Here is a 17338-nt window from a genome sequence, read left to right as displayed (position 1 = left end):
CCCCCGCGGTGGATCACCGCGGCCGGGCCTGGCTCACCACGACCGCGCCGCCTCCAGCAAGTGGTCCCGCACCCGGGCCACATGAGGGTTGCCGAAGGCACCGGGGCGCTGCGCGAGGAAGCTGGTGTTGATCGGCGGGTCCTCGGGGTCGGCCAGGAGGACCAGCGCGCCGGAGGTCAGCTCGTCGGCGCACAGATAGCGCGGCAGCACGCTGAACCCGGCGCCGCCCGCGACGGCCGCCCTGACCCCGCGCAGATCGGGCACCGTGACGGCCGCCTGGCAGTTGAGGCGCCGGCCGAAGACGTGCCGCCAGTAGCGCCGGACGATCGGCAGATCCTCGGCGTACGTCACCAACGGCACCTCGTGCAGCACACCCGGACCGTCCGCCGCGAGCCGCTCCCCGATCCGCTCGGCCCAGACGGGAGCGGCGACCAGGACGAACTCCTCGTCCGCCAGCGGCACCGCTGTCAGGGTGCGGCCGCGCGGCCTGCTGGTGGCGACGACCAGGTCGTGGCGGCCCGCGCGCAGTTCGTCGAGGAGCGCGTCGGTCAGCCCCGTGGTCACCCGCAGCCGTACGCCCTGCGCGAGAAGCGGGCCGAGGGCGGGCAGCGCGACCGTGCTGAGCCATTCGGCGGGCCCGGCCAGATGGACCGGTTCGGCCCGCGTCTCCTCGAGGGTGCCCTGTCCCGTGGCCGCCGCGAGGGCGTCGAGCGGGGCGGCGACGCGGGCGGCGAGTTCGTCGGCGACCGTGGTCGGCGCGACCCCGCGCGGCAGCCGTTCGAACAACTCCCGCCGCGTCTGCCGCTCCAGGGACCGGATCTGGGTGGTGACCGTGGGCTGGGAGAGTCCCAGGAGGTGGGCGGCGGCGGTGAAGGAACCGGACCGGTAGACCGCGAGGAACGTGCGCAGGAGGTTGAGGTCGGCGGGTGCGGGCGCGGCGGCCGGCCCATCAGGAATCTCATGGCTCACGACAGCGAGCGTAGAACCCATGCGGATTTCTATGGCAGCCATCGGATCTGTCATTGGAAACCAGCCGTCGTCCGTCCTACGTTCGACACGTCCGACACGTTCGGCTCGTCGCCGCACTCCCCCTCCACCACTCAAGGAAGCGCACCCCATGTCGAAGATTCTGTTCGTCGTCACCGGCGCCGACCACTGGACCCTGGCCGACGGCACCAAGCACCCCACCGGCTTCTGGGCCGAGGAGGCCGCCGCCCCGTACGAGGCGTTCAAGGCGGCCGGTCACGAGGTCGTCGTCGCCACCCCCGGCGGTGTCGCGCCCACCGTGGACCAGGGCAGCCTGGCCCCCGAGGTCAACGGCGGTCAGGAAGGCGCCGACCGGGTCGCCGCCACGCTGGCCTCCTTCTCCGAGCTCCAGCACCCCGTCGCGCTGGAGGACGTCGACCTCGACGAGTACGCCGCCGTCTTCTACCCCGGTGGCCACGGCCCGATGGAGGATCTCGCGGTCCATGCCGGCTCGGGACGGCTCCTGACCCTCGCCCTGCGCTCCGGCAAGCCGCTCGGGGTCGTCTGCCACGGCCCGGCCGCGCTGCTCGCCGCCACGGACGGGGACGGCGCCAACGCCTTCGCCGGCTACCGCGTCGCCGCGTTCACCAACGCCGAGGAGATCCAGGCCGGGCTCGCCGACAAGGCGAAGTGGCTCCTCCAGGACCGTCTCGTCGAGGCGGGCGTCGACGTCCGGGAGGGCGAGCCGTGGGCGCCGCACGTCGTCGTCGACCGCAACCTGGTCACCGGCCAGAACCCGGCCTCTTCCGCCCCGCTGGCCACGGAACTGCTGAAGAAGCTGGCCTGAGAAACCGGCCCGGGGAGCGGAGAACCCGTCCCGAACGAGGGACGGGCCCGTCAGCCGTCGGCGGCGGCTGCTTCCCCGGGCTCGGGCGGCCGGCGCCGGCGGCCCCGAGGAGGCGTCGCCCGACGGCCTCGGCGGCCTCCCGGAGTTCGCGCGGCCCGACGATGCGGAACGGGGCCTTGATCACCGTGAGTTGTTCGGCGTACCAGTCCGGTTCGTCGGTCGTGGCCACGAGGCGGGTCGTGTGCGCGTCGATCGGTTCCCGGCGGCCCAGGTTCCGCGGGAGCCACTCCGCGACCGTGTCCGCGGGGGCGTCGATCACGACCTCCACCTGGTACTTGCAGCCGTCGGCAAAGTGTTCCTCCAGCGTCTCCACCGGGTCGAGACCGGCCGGCGGGGTGAACGTCTCCTCGAGTACGTCGACGGAGGCGACCCGGTCCACCCGCAGGACGCGTCTGGCGTTCCTCGTGTGCGACCAGGTGTGCGACCAGGTGTGCGACCAGCACAGGAGGTACCACCGGCCGTGGCGTACGACGACGCCCCACGGGTCGACCTCCATGACCCGCCGGGCGCGTCCGGTAGCCGAGCCGCAGTCGGCGGTGCGCGGCGCACGACCGGACGAGGACGGCCGTGGTCTCGGGGCGCGGGCTCACGGCAGCGGGGTCCCGGCCCCGGGCGCTCACCCCGCGGACCGCCTCGGCCAGGCCCGCGACCGGTTCCGGGAGCACGCGCATGATCTTGCCGACGGCGCTGCCCACGGGGCCGTCCGCGTCGGCGGCGTCATGGTCGCCGTCCAGTACGGCCATCACCAGCCCGAGGGCCTCGGCCGCCGTGAACGTCAGGGGTGCGGCGAGGGCGGCGGGCCTAACCGCTCACGGCCCATCGCACTCCTGCGACCACGCCCAACAAGAGCACCGGAAGCATCCACCACCATGGCGTGGCCCTCCGCACCGAAGGCACCAGCCACAGGGCCGCCGCGGCACCGGCTGCCGCGATGGTGAGGACGCAGGACAGAACGATTCCGGCGTACGCGTCGTCGTCCCAGGTGCCGGACGGACTGATGGTCAATGCGGTCCAACAGAAGTAGGCGGCGATGAGCGTGAGAAGGGTGAGGGGTACAGCGAGGACCAGACGGAGGCAACCGCGGTCGTCGTCCACGTGGGAAGGGCTGGTCATCAGCGCAGTGCGTTCCTTGCCTCGTCCAGATTGTTCGTGAACCCACGCCCACCATGTCCGGCGGCAGCCCCGAGTTCCGTGCCGCAGCCTTGATGATCTCCTTGTTCGCCGCGATCCAGTCGGCCCGTTCCTGAGCGTTTGAGGGCGGGCTCCAGTAGCTGTCCTTGGCTCCATCCCGCCGAGGGCGGAGCCCCTCCGATCTCCCGCCAGGGGCGGAACGCATCCGGTCTCCCCGTCGGGGGCAGGCCGCCGGGCCCGTTCGACGCCCCCCCCCGGCCGCTCGGCATGCCGGCACCAGACCTCTTTCGGCCAGGCACGCCACCGCCTCGATGCCCCGCTGCCACCCGCCCATTCGGTCTTAACGGAAGCTTGATGCGTTCGGCCCATGCATCCATGAGCCCCTGGGTCACTCTCTGCATACGCTGTTTCCGCCGTCTCCTCGATGGCCGGAACCGTTCGCAAAGCCGTACGTCAGGAGAGCCCGCAGATGGCCGCCACCGTCCCACGCGACCGCACGAAGCGACTGCGGGCGTGGATGCTGGAGGGGCTGTCCGACATGGCCAGGCCCCCGCAGGGGCCGCACGCCCCGCCCGAGCCCGCGCACAAGGGGCAGCGCTGGTGGCGGGTCATGTGCCTGACCGGTGTCGACTACTTCTCCACGCTCGGCTACCAGCCGGGCATCGCCGCCCTGGCGGCCGGGCTGCTGTCGCCCGTCGCGACGATCGTGCTGGTGATCGTCACCCTGGCGGGCGCGCTGCCCGTGTACCGGCGGGTCGCCGAGGAGAGCCCGCGCGGTGAGGGCTCGATCGCGATGCTGGAGCGGCTGCTGTCGTTCTGGAAGGGCAAGCTCTTCGTCCTGACGCTGCTGGGCTTCGCCGCCACCGACTTCCTGATCACCATCACCCTTTCGGCGGCGGACGCCTCCACCCACCTCGTCGAGAACCCGCATCTGACGAGCGCCCTGCACGGCTACCAGATGCCGATCACCCTGTTCCTGGTGGCACTGCTCGGCGCGGTGTTCCTCAAGGGCTTCCTGGAGGCGATCGGGGTCGCGGTCGCCCTGGTGGGCCTCTACCTGGCGCTGAACGTGGTGGTCGTGGTCGCCGGCCTGTGGCACGTGGTCACGGCCGGCCATGTGGTCACCGACTGGTCCACCGCGCTGACCGCCGAGCACGGAAACGTTTTTGCCATGGTCGGCGTGGCCCTGCTGGTCTTCCCGAAGCTGGCGCTCGGCCTCTCCGGCTTCGAGACCGGCGTCGCGGTCATGCCGCATGTCGCGGGCGACGCCGGCGACACGGAGGACCGGCCGGCCGGCCGCATCCGGGGCACGAAGAAGCTGCTGACCACGGCCGCCGTCATCATGAGCGCGTTCCTGATCTGCACGAGCTTCATCACGACGCTCCTCATCCCGGAGAGCGAGTTCGAAACCGGCGGCCAGGCCAACGGCCGCGCCCTCGCGTACCTGGCCCACGAGTACCTGGGCGGCGCCTTCGGGACGGTGTACGACGTCTCGACGATCGCCATCCTATGGTTCGCCGGCGCCTCCGCGATGGCCGGCCTGCTCAACCTCATGCCCCGCTATCTGCCCCGCTACGGCATGGCCCCGCACTGGGCGCGCGCCGTCCGCCCGATGGTCATCGTCTTCACGCTCGTCGGCTTCCTGGTGACGTGGATCTTCGACGCGAACGTCGACGCGCAGGGCGGCGCGTACGCCACCGGTGTGCTGGTGCTGATCAGCTCCGCCGCGATCGCGGTGACCATCGCGGCGCGCAAGGCGGGCCAGCGCAACGCGGCTATCGGCTTCGCGGTGATCTCGGCGGTCTTCCTCTACACGACCGTCGTCAACGTCATCGAACGCCCGGACGGCGTCAAGATCGGTGCCTGTTTCATCGCGGGCATCATCCTCGTCTCACTGCTGTCCCGGCTGGCGCGCGCCTTCGAACTCCGCGTCACCAGCGTGACGCTGGACGAGCTGGCGCAGCGGTTCGTACGGGACATCGCCAGCCGGAAGATCCGGTTCATCGCCAACGAGCCCGACAACCGCGACATCGCCGAGTACCGCGACAAGATCGAGCAGATCCGGCACGACAACGACATTCCGGCGCAGGAGGACTTCGTCTTCGTCGAGGTGACGGTCCTCGACCCGTCGGAGTTCGAGGCGGGTCTGAGCGTACGGGGCGAGGTCCTGCACGGCCGCTACCGCGTACTGACCCTGGAGTCGTCCTCGATCCCCAACGCGCTGGCGGCCCTCCTCCTGCACGTCCGCGACACCACCGGCGGCACCCCGCACATCTACTTCGAGTGGACCGAGGGCAGCCCCTTCGCCAACTTCCTGCGCTTCTTCCTCTTCGGCCAGGGGGAGGTGGCGCCGGTGACCCGGGAGGTACTGCGGGAAGCGGAACCGGACCGGAGGCGGCGCCCCCGGGTGCACGTCGGCTGAGACCCCGAGCCGGCTCCGGCCGCCGTGCGCAGGCGCCCGGTCACTCCCCCTCCCCCGGCGCACCCCCACCCACGGTGAACCCGATGACCGACCCGCCGCCGCGGCGCCGGTAGGCGAACGGTGTGCCCCCGTGCGACATCGCGACCTCGCGCACGATCGACAGGCCCAGCCCCGAGCCGGGCAGGCTGCGGGCGTCGGCCGCCCGGTAGAAGCGGTCGAAGACGCGCGTCAGGTCGGCGTCCGCGATGCCGGGGCCGCGGTCCCGGACCTCGACGCGCACGCTGCCCGGCCCGACGGCGGCCTCGGACGGCGCCGCGCCGTCCGAACGGGCCGAGCCCGGCGCACGGAGCACCTCCGAACGAGCCGAGCCCGAGGCGCGGAGCACGTCCGAGCGGAGCGAGCCCGAGGCACGGAGCGCCTCCGAACGGGCCGAGTCCGAGGCGCGGGCCGTGTCCGGCCGGGCCGTCCCGGGCCCGCGCACCGTCCCGGCCCCCGCCGCGCCCGTCACCACGATCTCGATCGCCTCCTCGCCGTCGCGGTCGAACTTCGCCGCGTTCTCCACCAGGTTCGACAGCGCCCGCTGCAACGCCGCGGGGCGGCCGTCGGCCGTCGGGTCGCCGGTGACGCGGACGATGACGTCACGGCCCGTGCGGCGGCGGGCCACGATCGCCACGTCCTCCGCGAGGTCTCCCAGGTCCAGCCGCTGCACCGGCTCCGTGTCCGACTGGCCGGCCGCCAGATCCACCAGCTCGTTGACCAGGTCGGTCAGTTCCCGCGACTCGAGGGCCAGGTCGGCGACCAGTTCCTCGCGGGCGGCGGGTGGCAGTTCGTCGATGCGGCGGAGCATCGAGATGTTCGTACGCAGCGAGGTGAGCGGCGTACGGAGTTCGTGGCCCGCGTCCTGGACCAGGCGGCGCTGGTCCTCCTCCGACTGGGCCAGGCGGCCCAGCATGCGGTCGAAGGCGCGGCCGAGCCGGGCCACCTCGTCGCGCCCGGTGACCGGCACCTGAATGCCCAGTCGCCGGGTGCGGGCCACGTCCTCGGCGGCCGCGGTGAGCCGGACCAGCCGCCGCGTTATCCGCCGGGCCAACCACCAGCCGAACAGTCCCGCCGCGATCACAACGCCGCCGACCAGCAGGAACGTCCGCTGCTGAAGCTGGCGCAGCAGATCCTCCGTGTCGCTGAACTGCTGCGCGATCTGCACCGCGCCCCGCCCGTGGCCGAGGGAGACGGCCGCCACCCGGTAGAAGTCGCCGGCCACCTCGACCTCCTTGTGCTCCGCCAGCTTCCCGGCCGAGGAGGCCTCGGCGACCTGCCGGTCCGCGGCGGCCACCGGCAGCACCGGGTGCCCCCGGTCCGCGACCGCGCCACCGGGGCCGAGCACCTGCACGTCCGTACGGCTGGGCCGGATGATGTCGTCGAGCGGGCCGTCGTGGTCGGGGTCGGAGGAGGCGAAGTCCTCGGGGTCCAGTGCGTCGTGCCGCACCTGTTCGCGCAGGTCGTGCACGACCTGCGCGAACACGGTCTGCTGGTCCAGGCGGACCAGCCGGGCGGCGGCGTCGTAGCTCAGGAAGCCGACGAGGACGGTCACCCCGACGGCCACCGCCGCGAACGACAGCGTGAAGGTGGCGCGCAGTGAGGAGATGCCGCGCAAGCGCGTGCGCAGGCTCCGGGGCAGCCGGGACACCAGGGGCACTCAGTCCTCCCTCAAGACGTACCCCACGCCCCGCACCGTGTGGATGAGCGCTGGAGCCCCCGGCTGGTCGAGCTTGCGCCGCAGATAGCCCACGTACACGGCGAGGTTCTTGGAACCCGGGCCGAAGTCGTAGCCCCAGATGCGGTCGTAGATGGTGGTGTGGTCGAGGACGATGCCCGCGTTGCGGACGAGCAGTTCCAGGAGGTCGAACTCGGTGCGCGTGAGCTCCACCTCACGCTCCCCGCGCCAGGCGCGCCGGGCCTGCACGTCCATCCGCAGCCCCGCCACGGACACCTGCCCGCTGGGCGACGGCTCCTCCTTCGGCGCGTCGAGGGAGGCGTTCCCGGTGCGGCGCAGCAGGGCCCGCAGCCGTGCGAAGACCTCCTCCACGTCGAACGGCTTCACCACGTAGTCGTCGGCGCCCGCGTCCAGACCCGCGATCCGGTCGGCCGTCTCCACCAGCGCGGTGAGCATCAGGATCGGGGTGCGGTCGCCCTCGGCGCGCAGCACGCGGCACACCTGGAGGCCGTCGATGCCCGGCATCATCACGTCGAGCAGGAGCACGTCGGGCGGGGTGCGGTGGGCCTGGGCCAGCGCCTCGACCCCGTCGGCGACGGCGGTCACCGCGTAACCCTCAAGCGTCAGCGCGCGTTCCAGGGCATGACGGATGGCGCGGTCGTCCTCGGCGAGCAGAACTGTCTGGGTCACCCCGCCAGTCTGCCAAGGCCGCGGCGGCATACCACCTGATGAGCCGGGGCGCGGGTGGGCTTCTTACCCGCCTCTCACCGCGGCCGGGCCAGTGACTTACCTCGTCCGGTCACTGTGTCCCCCATGTCAGGCGCGTCCAGAAGGACCGAGGCCGCGCAGGGGAAGGCACTGAATGAAGCGGATGACACGCATGACGAGCCGCGCCGGGCGCAGGAAGATCGTGTTCCTGCTGCACAACGCGTATGCCATCGGCGGCACCGTCCGCACCACCCTCAACCTCGCCTCGGCGCTGGCCGAGCGGCACGACGTGGAGATCGTGTCGATGTCCCGGCACCGCGCCGAGCCGCGCTTCGCCGTCGACCCGCGGATCACCCTCGTCCCCCTGGTGGACACCCGCGAGGGCAGCGCCGACCTGGCGGACCCGGCGTACGCGCGGGAGGCCGTCGACTTCCCGGTGGCCGACAAGCGCCACCACCAGTACACGCGCCTCACCGACCTGCGGGCGCGGGCGTATCTGGAGAGCTGCGACGCGGACGTCGTCATCGGCACCCGGCCCGGCATCAACGTGTACATCGCCCTCGGGCCGCGCCGTGCGCTGCGCATCGCACAGGAGCACCTGCGGCACGACGCGCACGCCAAGCGGCTGCGCACTGTTCTCGCGCGCCACTACCGGGACCTCGACGCGGTGGTGACGATGACCGGGGCGGACGCGGAGGTGTACCGGACGCGGATGCCCCTGCCCGGCGTCCGTGTGGTGTCGGTGCCGAACATCGTGCCGGAGGTCGGCGTCGCGCCCTCCGACGGCACGGCGAAGGTGATCGCGGCCGCCGGCCGGCTGGTCCCCGGGAAGCGGTACGACGTCCTGCTGGAGGCGTTCTGCGCGGTGGCCGCCAAGGATCCGGACTGGGAACTGCGCATCTATGGAGGCGGGGCCGAGAAGGAGCGGTTGCAGGGGCTGATCGACGGGTTGGGGCTCGCCGGTCAGGCCCGGCTGATGGGGGTGCGTACGCCCATCGAGGCGGAGTTCGCCCAGGCGTCGCTGGTGGTCAGCGCCTCGGACGCGGAGTCGTTCGGGATGACGCTGGTCGAGGCGATGCGCTGCGGGGTGCCCGTGGTCAGCACCGACTGCCCCCTCGGCCCCGCCGAGATCATCACGGACCGCGTGGACGGCCGGCTGGTGCCCGTGCGCGACACCCGCGCCCTCGCCGACGCGATGCTCGACCTGGTCCTGGACGACGATCTGCGCAGGTCGATGGGCGCCGCGGCCCGCGCGAGCGCCCACCGCTACGACCCCGAGCCGATCGTCGACCACTACGAGCGGCTCTTCGCCGAGCTGCGGGCGGCCCGCCCCGGGCGGGCGTGGTCCCGGCAGCGGGAGCGCGCACGGGGCTGGGCCCGCCGCACGGTCCGGGCGGCCCGGCGCCGGCTGCGCGCCTGGGGTGGCGGCCGCCGCCCTGAACTGACGGGGGCGAGGACGCGTACAGCACGGGAGACGTGACCGGACGGCACGCCGGGGGCGGCAGGGTGTGCCGGCCCGGCACTGGAGCTCCGGTCCGTCCAGGGTCCGACCGCCGGACCGCAGACGGAGAGAGGTGGCGCATGACGGCCCATGTGACGGACGAGGACACCGCGGCCGATACGGCCGCGACAGCGGCGGGCGGGGCCACGCGCCCCGCGAGCACGGCCACGACCGCGGCGATCCCCGTCCCGGCCGCACCGGTCCCCGTCACGTCCGTCGCACCGCCCGCGCAGACCCCCATGGCCGGGCCGGGGGCTCCCCCCACCCGGGTGCGGCCTGGGCGGCGGAGGGGGTGGGCCGCAGCGCTTCGGCGGTGGCGGCCCGCCCCCTGGCCCGCGCTCCGGGCCATCGCCGAACAAACCTTTCGGCCCCTCCTGCTGACCGCCTTCCGGCCCACCTTGCTGACCATCGCCACGGCGGGCGCGGCCGCCGGGATCGCGGTCGGCCCCGCGGGCCCCACCGCCACGGTCCCCGCCCATGCCGCGGGCACGAAGACGAGAGCGGGGACCACCGGGACCAAGACCAAGACCGGGACCGGGGCCGGGGCCGGGACCGGGACCGGGGCCGGGACCGGGAACCGGGGCCGGGAACCCGGGACCGAAACCGGGACCGCGACCGGAGCCGAAACCCGCACCGCCCCCCAACGCCCCGCCCCCCTTCCCCCCGGCACCGCCACGGCCCCCTGGCGCCCGAGGTTCCCCCAGGGCCGCGGGCTCGAAGCCGTCTCCCTCCTCTACCTCCTGGTCCAGCTGACCCTCGTCGTCCCGCACCTGGCGCACGTTCTCGGCTGGGACGAGACCGTCTACGTCTCGCAGGTCGACCCCCGCACGCCCGCCGCCTTCTTCAGCGCCCCCCGGTCCCGCGGCATCAGCGTCCTCGTGTCGCCCGTCCTCGCGGTGACCGACTCGGTGCTCGCCCTGCGGATCGCGCTGGCCCTGCTGTCGACGGCCGCGCTGTACGCCGCGTACCGCGTCTGGCGCCCGCTCCTCGGCCCCGCCACGACCGCCCTCGCCGCGCTGGTGTTCTCGGGCCTGTGGATCGCCCAGATCTCCGGCCCGGAGGCGATGCCCAACCTGTGGGTGGCGCTGGGCGCCGTCGCGGCCACCGGCCTGTTCCTGCGCGCGCCCCGGGAACCGAACGCCCGCTGGTGGCTCGCCGCCTGCCTGGCCGGGGTCGCCCTGATGCGCGTACCGGACGCGGCCTGGCTCGGCCTTCCGCTGTTCGCGACCGCCGGGTGCGTACGCTCCCACCGCCGCACCCTGCCGTACCTGCTCGGCGGTCTCGCGGCCGGCGCCACGCAGTGGACCGTGGAGGCGTACAGCCGTTTCGGCGGCGTACCGCAGCGGCTGCACGTCTCCGGCGCCACCGAGGGAGGCATGCACCCGCACCTCAACCTCTTCAACGCCTGGCGCAGCCTCAACGGCCCCGAACTGTGCCGCCCCTGCTCGGGTCCGGTCCACCACCCCGAACTCACCCTCTGGTGGCTGGCGCTGCCCCTGCTCGCGCTGGCCGCGCTGGCCGTCGCCCTGCGCGAGCGGCGCACGGGGGTCCCGGCCGACCGCACGCTCGTCCCGCTGGCCGTCGCGGTCTGCCTCTCCGCGCCGTACCTGCTCCTGCTCAGCTACTCGGCGCCGCGCTTCCTGCTTCCCGCGTACGCCCTGCTGGCGCTGCCGGTCGGCGGGCTGCTCACCCGTGTCGCACGGCCGCGGCCCGCCCTCGCGGTCACGGTGGGCTGTCTGGTCGCCCTGCAACTCGTCGCGCAGTACCCGGTGCTGCACCGGATGACCGCTCAGGTGGCGTCCTTGGACCAGCGCTACCGTGTCGCCGCCGACGAACTGAACGCCCTCGGGCTGCGCGCACCCTGCCTGCTCGTGGGCTCGCACGCGCAGCCGGTGGGGTACGACGCGGGCTGCGCCTCCGCCGCGACGAAGGGCAACAACCGCAACACCACGCCGAGTTCCGTACTGCGGCGGGCCGAGCGGATGCCCACGGCCGTCCTGACGGCCGACGCCCAGCGGCCCCCGCGCTACGCCCGCGACTGGACCCGGCACCCGCTGCCGGGCACCGACGGCTGGACGGCCTGGCTGGCACCGGCCCCGGGTGCCTCCCGCTAGGCGGGCAGCACCCGGGGCCGTAGCCCGCCACCGCTACCGCGTGCGCAGGGCGGCGAGCTGCTGCTCGAAGGGCACCACCTGGAAACCGTCCGTGCGAGACCCGCGGCCGGCGGTCGCGGACTGCGCGACGGTCTCCCGGGGCCGGGGTACGGACCCCTCCGCCGGGGCCGCCGCCGGGCCGTCGGCCGAGACCTCCGCCCCGGCCCGCGGCTGCGCGTCACGCGCCGGCCCCACCGCCGAAACCCCTGACATGAGCCCCGTCATGAGCCCCGCCAGTTCCCCGGCCGCCCGCTCGATCCGCTCGGCCAGCCCCTCCGCTCCCCAGTCCTCCGAGGCCGCGTAGACGCCCGTCGGTACGACCACGGCCCGCAGGTGGGCGAACAACGGGCGCAGCGCGTGCTCCAGGACCAGCGAGTGCCGGGCGGAACCGCCGGTCGCCGCGATCAGCACCGGCTTTCCGGCGAGCACGCCCTGTTCGAGCACGTCGAAGAACGACTTGAACAAGCCGCTGTACGAGGCGGAGAAGACCGGCGTGACGACGATCAGGCCGTCCGCCTCCGTCACCGCCCCGATCGCGGCGGCCAGCGCGCGTCCGGGGAACCCGTTGGTGAAGTTGTGCGCGATCTCGACGGCGAGGTCGCGCAGTTCGACGACCTCCACCTCCGCCGGGACCCTCGCGGCGGTCGCCTTCGCCAGCCGGTCGGCCAGCAGCCGCGTGGACGAGGGCACACTCAGCCCCGCGGAGACCACGACCAGCTTCATCACACCGTCACCTCCTTGGCGGCCGCGGCCGCCGTCACGCGCGACGCGTGCGTCGGCGCGTCCGGCACCTGGGCCGGCCGTCCCTTCGCGAACTCCTCGCGCAGCACCGGTACGACCTCCTCGCCGAGGATGTCGAGCTGCTCCAGGACCGTCTTCAGCGGCAGACCCGCGTGGTCCAGCAGGAAGAGCTGGCGCTGGTAGTCGCCCGCGTACTCCCGGAAGGCCAGCGTCTTCTCGATCACCTGCTGCGGCGAGCCGACCGTCAGCGGCGTCTGGTCCGTGAAGTCCTCCAGCGACGGCCCGTGCCCGTACACCGGCGCGTTGTCGAAGTACGGCCGGAACTCGCGGACCGCGTCCTGCGAGTTGTGCCGCATGAACACCTGCCCGCCGAGCCCGACGATCGCCTGCTCGGGCGTGCCGTGGCCGTAGTGCGCGTACCGCTCCCGGTACAGCTCGACCATCTGCTTCGTGTGGTCGGCCGGCCAGAAGATGTTGTTGTGGAAGAAGCCGTCACCGTAGTACGCGGCCTGCTCCGCGATCTCGGGAGAGCGGATCGAGCCGTGCCAGACGAAGGGCGGTACGCCGTCCAGCGGCCGGGGCGTCGAGGTGAACGACTGCAACGGCGTACGGAACTGGCCCTCCCACGTCACCACGTCCTCGCGCCACAGGCGGTGCAGCAGCGCGTAGTTCTCGATGGCGAGGTTGATGCCCTGGCGGATGTCCTTCCCGAACCACGGGTAGACCGGCCCGGTGTTGCCGCGGCCCATCATCAGGTCCACCCGGCCGTCCGCGAGCTGCTGGAGCATCGCGTAGTCCTCGGCGATCTTCACCGGGTCGTTGGTGGTGATGAGGGTGGTGGAGGTGGAGAGGATCAGCTTCTCCGTGCGCGCGGCTATGTAGCCGAGCATCGTGGTCGGGGACGACGGCACGAACGGCGGGTTGTGGTGCTCGCCGGTCGCGAAGACGTCCAGGCCGACCTCCTCCGCCTTCAGCGCGATCGCGACCATGGCCTTGATGCGGTCGCGCTCGGTCGGCGTCCGACCCGTGGTCGGGTCCGGTGTGACATCGCCGACGCTGAAGATCCCGAACTGCATGGTCGCTCACCCTCCGCAGGTTGTTTACGATTCAACTATACCCTTGAACGACCACACCCCCCGAGGTATTCCACCCCCCGCCGCGGCACGCCCTCCGCCCCGGCGGCGCCGCCTCGGCGGCAATCCCCTCGGCGGCAGTCCCCTCGGCGGCTTTCCACCCGCCCGACCGTCAGTGGCCCGCCCTACGATCCCCTCATGGCCGCTCCACGCCGGGACACCCAAGGCATCGTCGACGCCGCGGAGCTCTTCGCGCGCGTCGACTTCCGGCGCCGCGAGCCCGCCGAGCCGCTGCGCCCGTATCTGGAGCACTACTGGCTGATCGACTGGGACCTGACGCAGCCGTACGCCTCCCATGTCGTCCCGCACCCGTCCGTCAATGTCGTCTTCCAGAAGTACGCGGGCCAGGAGGGCTTCGGCGAGGTCGCGGGCATCGGGCTGGAGCTGTTCACACAGAAGCTCCAGGGGCGGGGCCGGGTGTGCGGGATCAAGTTCCGGCCCGGCGGCTTCCGCCCCTTCGCGCCGGACCACGCGGCGACGGAGTGGACCGGTCGCCGGGTCCCCCTGCCGGAGGTGTCCCCGGGGGCCGACCTCCCGGCCGTCCTCACCCCGGACGACGAGGACGCGCGCGTGGCCGCCCTGGACGCCTTCCTGCTGAGCATCGGCCCGCGGCCCGACCCCCAGGCCGACCTCGCGATGGCCCTCGTCGACCGCATCCGCACCGACCGTACGATCCGTCGCGTCGGCGACTTCGCCCGCGCGGAGGGCGTGTCCGTACGCGTGATGCAGCGCCTGTTCGCCGCGTACGTCGGCGTCGGCCCGAAGTGGATCATCCTCCGCTACCGCATCCACCAGGCCCTGGAGCACGCGGAGAACTCCCGCGAGGTGGACTGGGCGGGCCTCGCCGCCGACCTCGGCTACGCGGACCAGGCCCATCTGGTGCGCGACTTCACCGCGACGGTGGGGGTGCCACCGACGGCGTACGCGGCGGGCCCGCACACCGGCTGATGTCGACCGGAGACAACATCGGCGTTCGAGCGTCCTGGTCGTTCGAGCGCCCTGGGCCCTGTCGTCAGACTCCCGTCCGCTCCGCGACGACAGGACCTAGTCGAGCCGCTTCACGAAGTGGAACCCGGTGATGTCCATGCGTTCGCGCAGATAGAAGCGGTGGGCGGCGGTGCGCTTCGTGCCGGAGTCCAGGTTCAGCACATGGCAGCCGAGGACGCGGGCGCGGCTCTCCAGGTGCGCGAGGAGAGCATGGCCGACCCCGCCGGAACGGGCGCTCTCCGCGGTCACCAGGTCGTCGACGTACAGCTTGCGCAGGGCGCTCGTATTGACGATCACGCGCCAGCCGGCGACACCGGCACAGGTCCCGTCGTCGGCGTAGGCGGCGGTGAAGCGCAGGCCCTGCGCGTACCCCTCGGCGTACACCTCCGCGAAGAGCTCCGGGGTCAGGTGCGGACGCAGTTCGCGCAGGACGGGCAGTATCTCGGCGTCGAGCCGCGCGTCGCCGGGCTCCAGGTCGATGATCTTCATACCCCGGCACCCTAGCGAGCCGGGGTCCGGGCCGGGTCCCGTACCGGCATTCGCGGTATTCGCCTTGACACCACCCGGGCGCCTCACCCACATTTATCTGCGTGACGCAGATACTGCATGACGCAAAAGAAAAACAGCTGCCCGCCCGCACCCGCTGGGCGGTCCTCGGGGTCGTTCTCGCCGCCGACGTCCTCGACCTCCTCGACAGCACCATCACGAACATCGCCGCCCCGACGATCGCCGCCGACCTCGGCGGCGGCACCGCCCTCGTCCAGTGGCTCGGCGCCTCCTACGCGCTCGCGCTCGGCGTGCTGCTCGTCCTCGGCGGACGGCTCGGCGACCGCCACGGCCGCCGCCGGCTGTTCCTCGCCGGGCTCAGCGGGTTCACCGCCGCCTCGCTCGTCTGCGGGCTCGCCTGGAACCCGCAGGCGCTCGTGGTCGCCCGCCTGTTCCAGGGCGCGTTCGGCGCGCTCGTCATCCCGCAGGGCTTCGGCATCCTCGGCGCCACCTGGCCACGCGACCAGATACGCAAGGCCTACAGCTGCTTCGGACCGGTGATGGGCCTGTCCGCCGTCGGCGGCCCGGTCCTCGCCGGGTTCCTCGTCGACGCCGACCTCGCCGGACTCGGCTGGCGCCCGATGTTCCTCATCAACCTGGTGCTCGGCGGAGCCGCGCTCCTCGCCGCCGCCCGGCTGCTCCCCCGTGACACCGGTGACCGCGCGGTCACCGTCGACGGGCCCGGATCGGCCCTCCTCGGCGGCGCCATGCTCGGCCTGCTCGGCGGGCTGATCCAGGGCTCGGCACACGGCTGGACCGCCACGCCCGCCCTCCTCACCGCCGCCGGCCTCGTCCTGTTCGCCCTCTTCTGCCACCGTCAGCGCACCGCCGAGAACCCCCTCATCCGGCCCTCCCTCCTCCGCAACCGCGGCTTCACCTCCGGACTCGCTCTCGGCACCGTCTTCTTCGCCGCCGTCGCCGGACTCCTCTACGTCATCTCGCTCTTCCTGCAACAGGGCCTCGGCCGCTCGCCCTCCGGGGCCGCGCTCGGCCTGATGCCGCTGTCCGCCGGCATCGTCATCGCGTCCATCGCCTGCTACCGGCTGATCGGCCGGCTCGGCCGCCGACTGGTCCTCGGCGGGCTGCTCATCACCCTCGCCGGAACGGCGTACCTGCTGACCCTCGTCGCCCTCTCCGGCACGGACACGGGCGCCTGGACCCTCGTACCGCCCCTGCTCGTCATCGGCCTCGGGATGGGCACCTGCTTCGGGAGCATGTACGACGTCACCCTCGGCGACATCACGGACGAGGAGGCGGGCAGCGCCGGCGGTTCGCTCGGCGCGGCCCAGCAGCTCGCGGGCGCCGTCGGAGCGGCCGCCGTCACCACCGTCTACTTCCACACGGCCGGCGGCGCGACCCACGCCATGACCGTGAGCCTCACCGTGGTCGCCGCCGTGACCCTGCTGTGCTGCTCCCTCGTACGACTGCTGCCGCGCAAGGCGCGCGAAGAGCACCATTAGCAGTCGCAGGGGGGAGCCGGGGCCAGGGAACCTGGGCATCGGAAGATCAGGGGATCAAGGGATCAGGGGATCAGCACGACCCGCCCCCGCAGGCCCCCCTCCGCCAGCCGGGCGTGCGCCTTGGCCACCTCGGCCAGCGCGTACGTCTCGGCCACCCGCGGGGTCAGCACGCCCTCGTCGACCAGAGCCACCAGCTCCGCGAGCCGCGCCCCGTCGGGGCTCACCTCGACCGCGCCCGTCCGCACCCCGCGCTCCGACGCCGGCTGCGCCTGCGGGATGACACCGGCGAACGCGCCGCCGTCCCGCACCCACTCCAGCGCCGCCGCGCCCAGGATCGCCGCGTCCAGCACCGCGTCCACACTCCCCGGCGCCACGGGCCCGGTCACCGACTCGGCCGCCCCCAGGGAACGTACGAGCTCCGCGTCGGCCTCGCGGGCCAGCGCGGTCACCGCGATGCCGCGGTGGGCGGCGTAACCGCCGACGGCGCCCGCCGCACCCGTCACCAGCAGACGCTGCCCCGGCTCCAGGGCCAGCAGGTCCAGGGCCTGCGCGGCGGTGAGGGCGTTGAGCGGCACGGTGGCGGCGTGCACCGCGTCCACCGAGACCGGCGCCTTCGCGACCGCGTCCGCATCCACGACCACGTAATCGGCGTGCGTACCGAGGGACTTGGCGGCGCCGTACGCCAGAGCCACCACCTCCTCGCCGACGGTCCAGCCCGTGGCCACGCCCACCGCGTCGATGGTCCCGGCCACATCCCAGCCGAGCCCCAGCCGCTTGCCCGCGCCACCGAAGACACCCGAACGCACGCCCGCGTCAACGGGGTTGAGCGCGGCGGCCGCGACCTTGATCCGCACCTGCCGGGCAGCCGGCTCCGGCACCCCGGTCTCCACGATCTCGACGGCCTCGGGCCCACCGAAGGACGTCACGACTACAGCACGCATGAAGCATCTCCAGATTCATAGGGTTTTG

At 73.1% G+C, this 17338-nt stretch carries 14 protein-coding genes and 1 pseudogene; 6 read left to right on the top strand and 9 right to left on the bottom strand.

Translation table 11 applies throughout. The features are described 5' to 3' along the window. Positions 1-33: 33 nt before the first annotated feature. Complete coding sequence (locus SAVERM_RS24645; protein ID WP_010986196.1) at positions 34-990, bottom strand: LysR family transcriptional regulator; 957 nt, start codon at positions 988-990, stop codon at positions 34-36. 127 nt (positions 991-1117) lie between these two features. Here SAVERM_RS24645 and SAVERM_RS24640 point away from each other — a divergent pair, with 127 nt between their 5' ends. Continuing rightward, positions 1118-1813: a type 1 glutamine amidotransferase domain-containing protein gene (locus SAVERM_RS24640; protein ID WP_010986195.1), complete on the top strand. Its 696-nt coding sequence runs from the start codon at positions 1118-1120 to the stop codon at positions 1811-1813. On the opposite strand, the pseudogene SAVERM_RS24635 reads toward SAVERM_RS24640, so the two are convergent. Together SAVERM_RS24635 and SAVERM_RS24630 are read right to left on the bottom strand one after the other, a co-directional pair. After that, positions 1749-2378 (bottom strand): annotated as a pseudogene (locus SAVERM_RS24635) (helix-turn-helix transcriptional regulator); the annotation flags it as partial. The gene SAVERM_RS24640 and the pseudogene SAVERM_RS24635 overlap by 65 nt on opposite strands. 296 nt (positions 2379-2674) lie before the next feature. After that, positions 2675-2986, bottom strand: coding sequence for a hypothetical protein (locus SAVERM_RS24630; protein ID WP_037647986.1), 312 nt, complete (start codon positions 2984-2986; stop codon positions 2675-2677). 487 nt (positions 2987-3473) lie between these two features. On the opposite strand from SAVERM_RS24630, the gene SAVERM_RS24625 reads away from it, so the two are divergent. After that, positions 3474-5426: an APC family permease gene (locus SAVERM_RS24625; RefSeq protein ID WP_037647990.1), complete on the top strand. Its 1953-nt coding sequence runs from the start codon at positions 3474-3476 to the stop codon at positions 5424-5426. A gap of 40 nt (positions 5427-5466) precedes the next feature. On the opposite strand, the gene SAVERM_RS24620 is transcribed toward SAVERM_RS24625, so the two are convergent. Continuing rightward, the gene (locus SAVERM_RS24620; RefSeq protein ID WP_010986191.1) at positions 5467-7122 is read right to left on the bottom strand and encodes a sensor histidine kinase; all 1656 of its coding nucleotides are present in this window, start codon (positions 7120-7122) and stop codon (positions 5467-5469) included. Further along, positions 7123-7830 carry a response regulator transcription factor gene (locus SAVERM_RS24615; protein WP_037647993.1) on the bottom strand — a complete coding sequence of 236 codons (708 nt, stop codon included), beginning with the start codon at positions 7828-7830 and terminating at the stop codon, positions 7123-7125. Between the two features lie 190 nt (positions 7831-8020). Between SAVERM_RS24615 and SAVERM_RS24610 the strand changes: the two genes are divergently transcribed. Both SAVERM_RS24610 and SAVERM_RS24605 read left to right on the top strand, forming a co-directional pair. Beyond that, the gene (locus SAVERM_RS24610) at positions 8021-9328 is read left to right on the top strand and encodes a glycosyltransferase family 4 protein (protein ID WP_107083071.1); all 1308 of its coding nucleotides are present in this window, start codon (positions 8021-8023) and stop codon (positions 9326-9328) included. Between the two features lie 101 nt (positions 9329-9429). Next, positions 9430-11463 carry a glycosyltransferase family 39 protein gene (locus SAVERM_RS24605; protein WP_237528884.1) on the top strand — a complete coding sequence of 678 codons (2034 nt, stop codon included), beginning with the start codon at positions 9430-9432 and terminating at the stop codon, positions 11461-11463. Between the two features lie 33 nt (positions 11464-11496). Here SAVERM_RS24605 and SAVERM_RS24600 read toward each other — a convergent pair whose 3' ends face one another. Both SAVERM_RS24600 and SAVERM_RS24595 read right to left on the bottom strand, forming a co-directional pair. Further along, entirely contained in the window at positions 11497-12225 is a 729-nt protein-coding gene (locus tag SAVERM_RS24600; RefSeq protein ID WP_010986187.1) for an FMN reductase, read from the bottom strand. Beyond that, on the bottom strand, positions 12225-13319 hold the full coding sequence (locus SAVERM_RS24595) for an LLM class flavin-dependent oxidoreductase (RefSeq protein ID WP_010986186.1): 1095 nt from the start codon (positions 13317-13319) through the stop codon (positions 12225-12227). Before SAVERM_RS24595 ends, SAVERM_RS24600 begins: the two co-directional genes overlap by 1 nt. 195 nt (positions 13320-13514) lie before the next feature. On the opposite strand from SAVERM_RS24595, the gene SAVERM_RS24590 reads away from it, so the two are divergent. After that, the gene (locus SAVERM_RS24590) at positions 13515-14324 is read left to right on the top strand and encodes a helix-turn-helix domain-containing protein (protein WP_010986185.1); all 810 of its coding nucleotides are present in this window, start codon (positions 13515-13517) and stop codon (positions 14322-14324) included. 96 nt (positions 14325-14420) lie between these two features. Here SAVERM_RS24590 and SAVERM_RS24585 read toward each other — a convergent pair whose 3' ends face one another. Then, a complete protein-coding gene (locus tag SAVERM_RS24585) occupies positions 14421-14852 on the bottom strand; it encodes a GNAT family N-acetyltransferase (RefSeq protein ID WP_037647995.1) in 432 nt (143 codons plus the stop codon). A 101-nt stretch (positions 14853-14953) separates the two neighbouring features. Here SAVERM_RS24585 and SAVERM_RS24580 point away from each other — a divergent pair, with 101 nt between their 5' ends. Continuing rightward, positions 14954-16369, top strand: coding sequence for an MFS transporter (locus SAVERM_RS24580; RefSeq protein WP_010986183.1), 1416 nt, complete (start codon positions 14954-14956; stop codon positions 16367-16369). Positions 16370-16431: 62 nt separating this feature from the next. On the opposite strand, the gene SAVERM_RS24575 is transcribed toward SAVERM_RS24580, so the two are convergent. Continuing rightward, positions 16432-17310 (bottom strand): NADP-dependent oxidoreductase, encoded by an 879-nt coding sequence (locus tag SAVERM_RS24575; RefSeq protein WP_010986182.1) that lies wholly within the window; start codon positions 17308-17310, stop codon positions 16432-16434. Between the last annotated feature and the right edge of the window lie 28 nt (positions 17311-17338).

Origin of the sequence: Streptomyces avermitilis MA-4680 = NBRC 14893, assembly GCF_000009765.2 — a bacterium.
In the GTDB taxonomy this organism is placed as follows: Bacteria; Actinomycetota; Actinomycetes; order Streptomycetales; family Streptomycetaceae; genus Streptomyces; species Streptomyces avermitilis.
The sequence above is the reverse complement of the archived record's forward strand: the minus strand, read 5'-3'. Positions and strand labels throughout refer to the sequence as shown.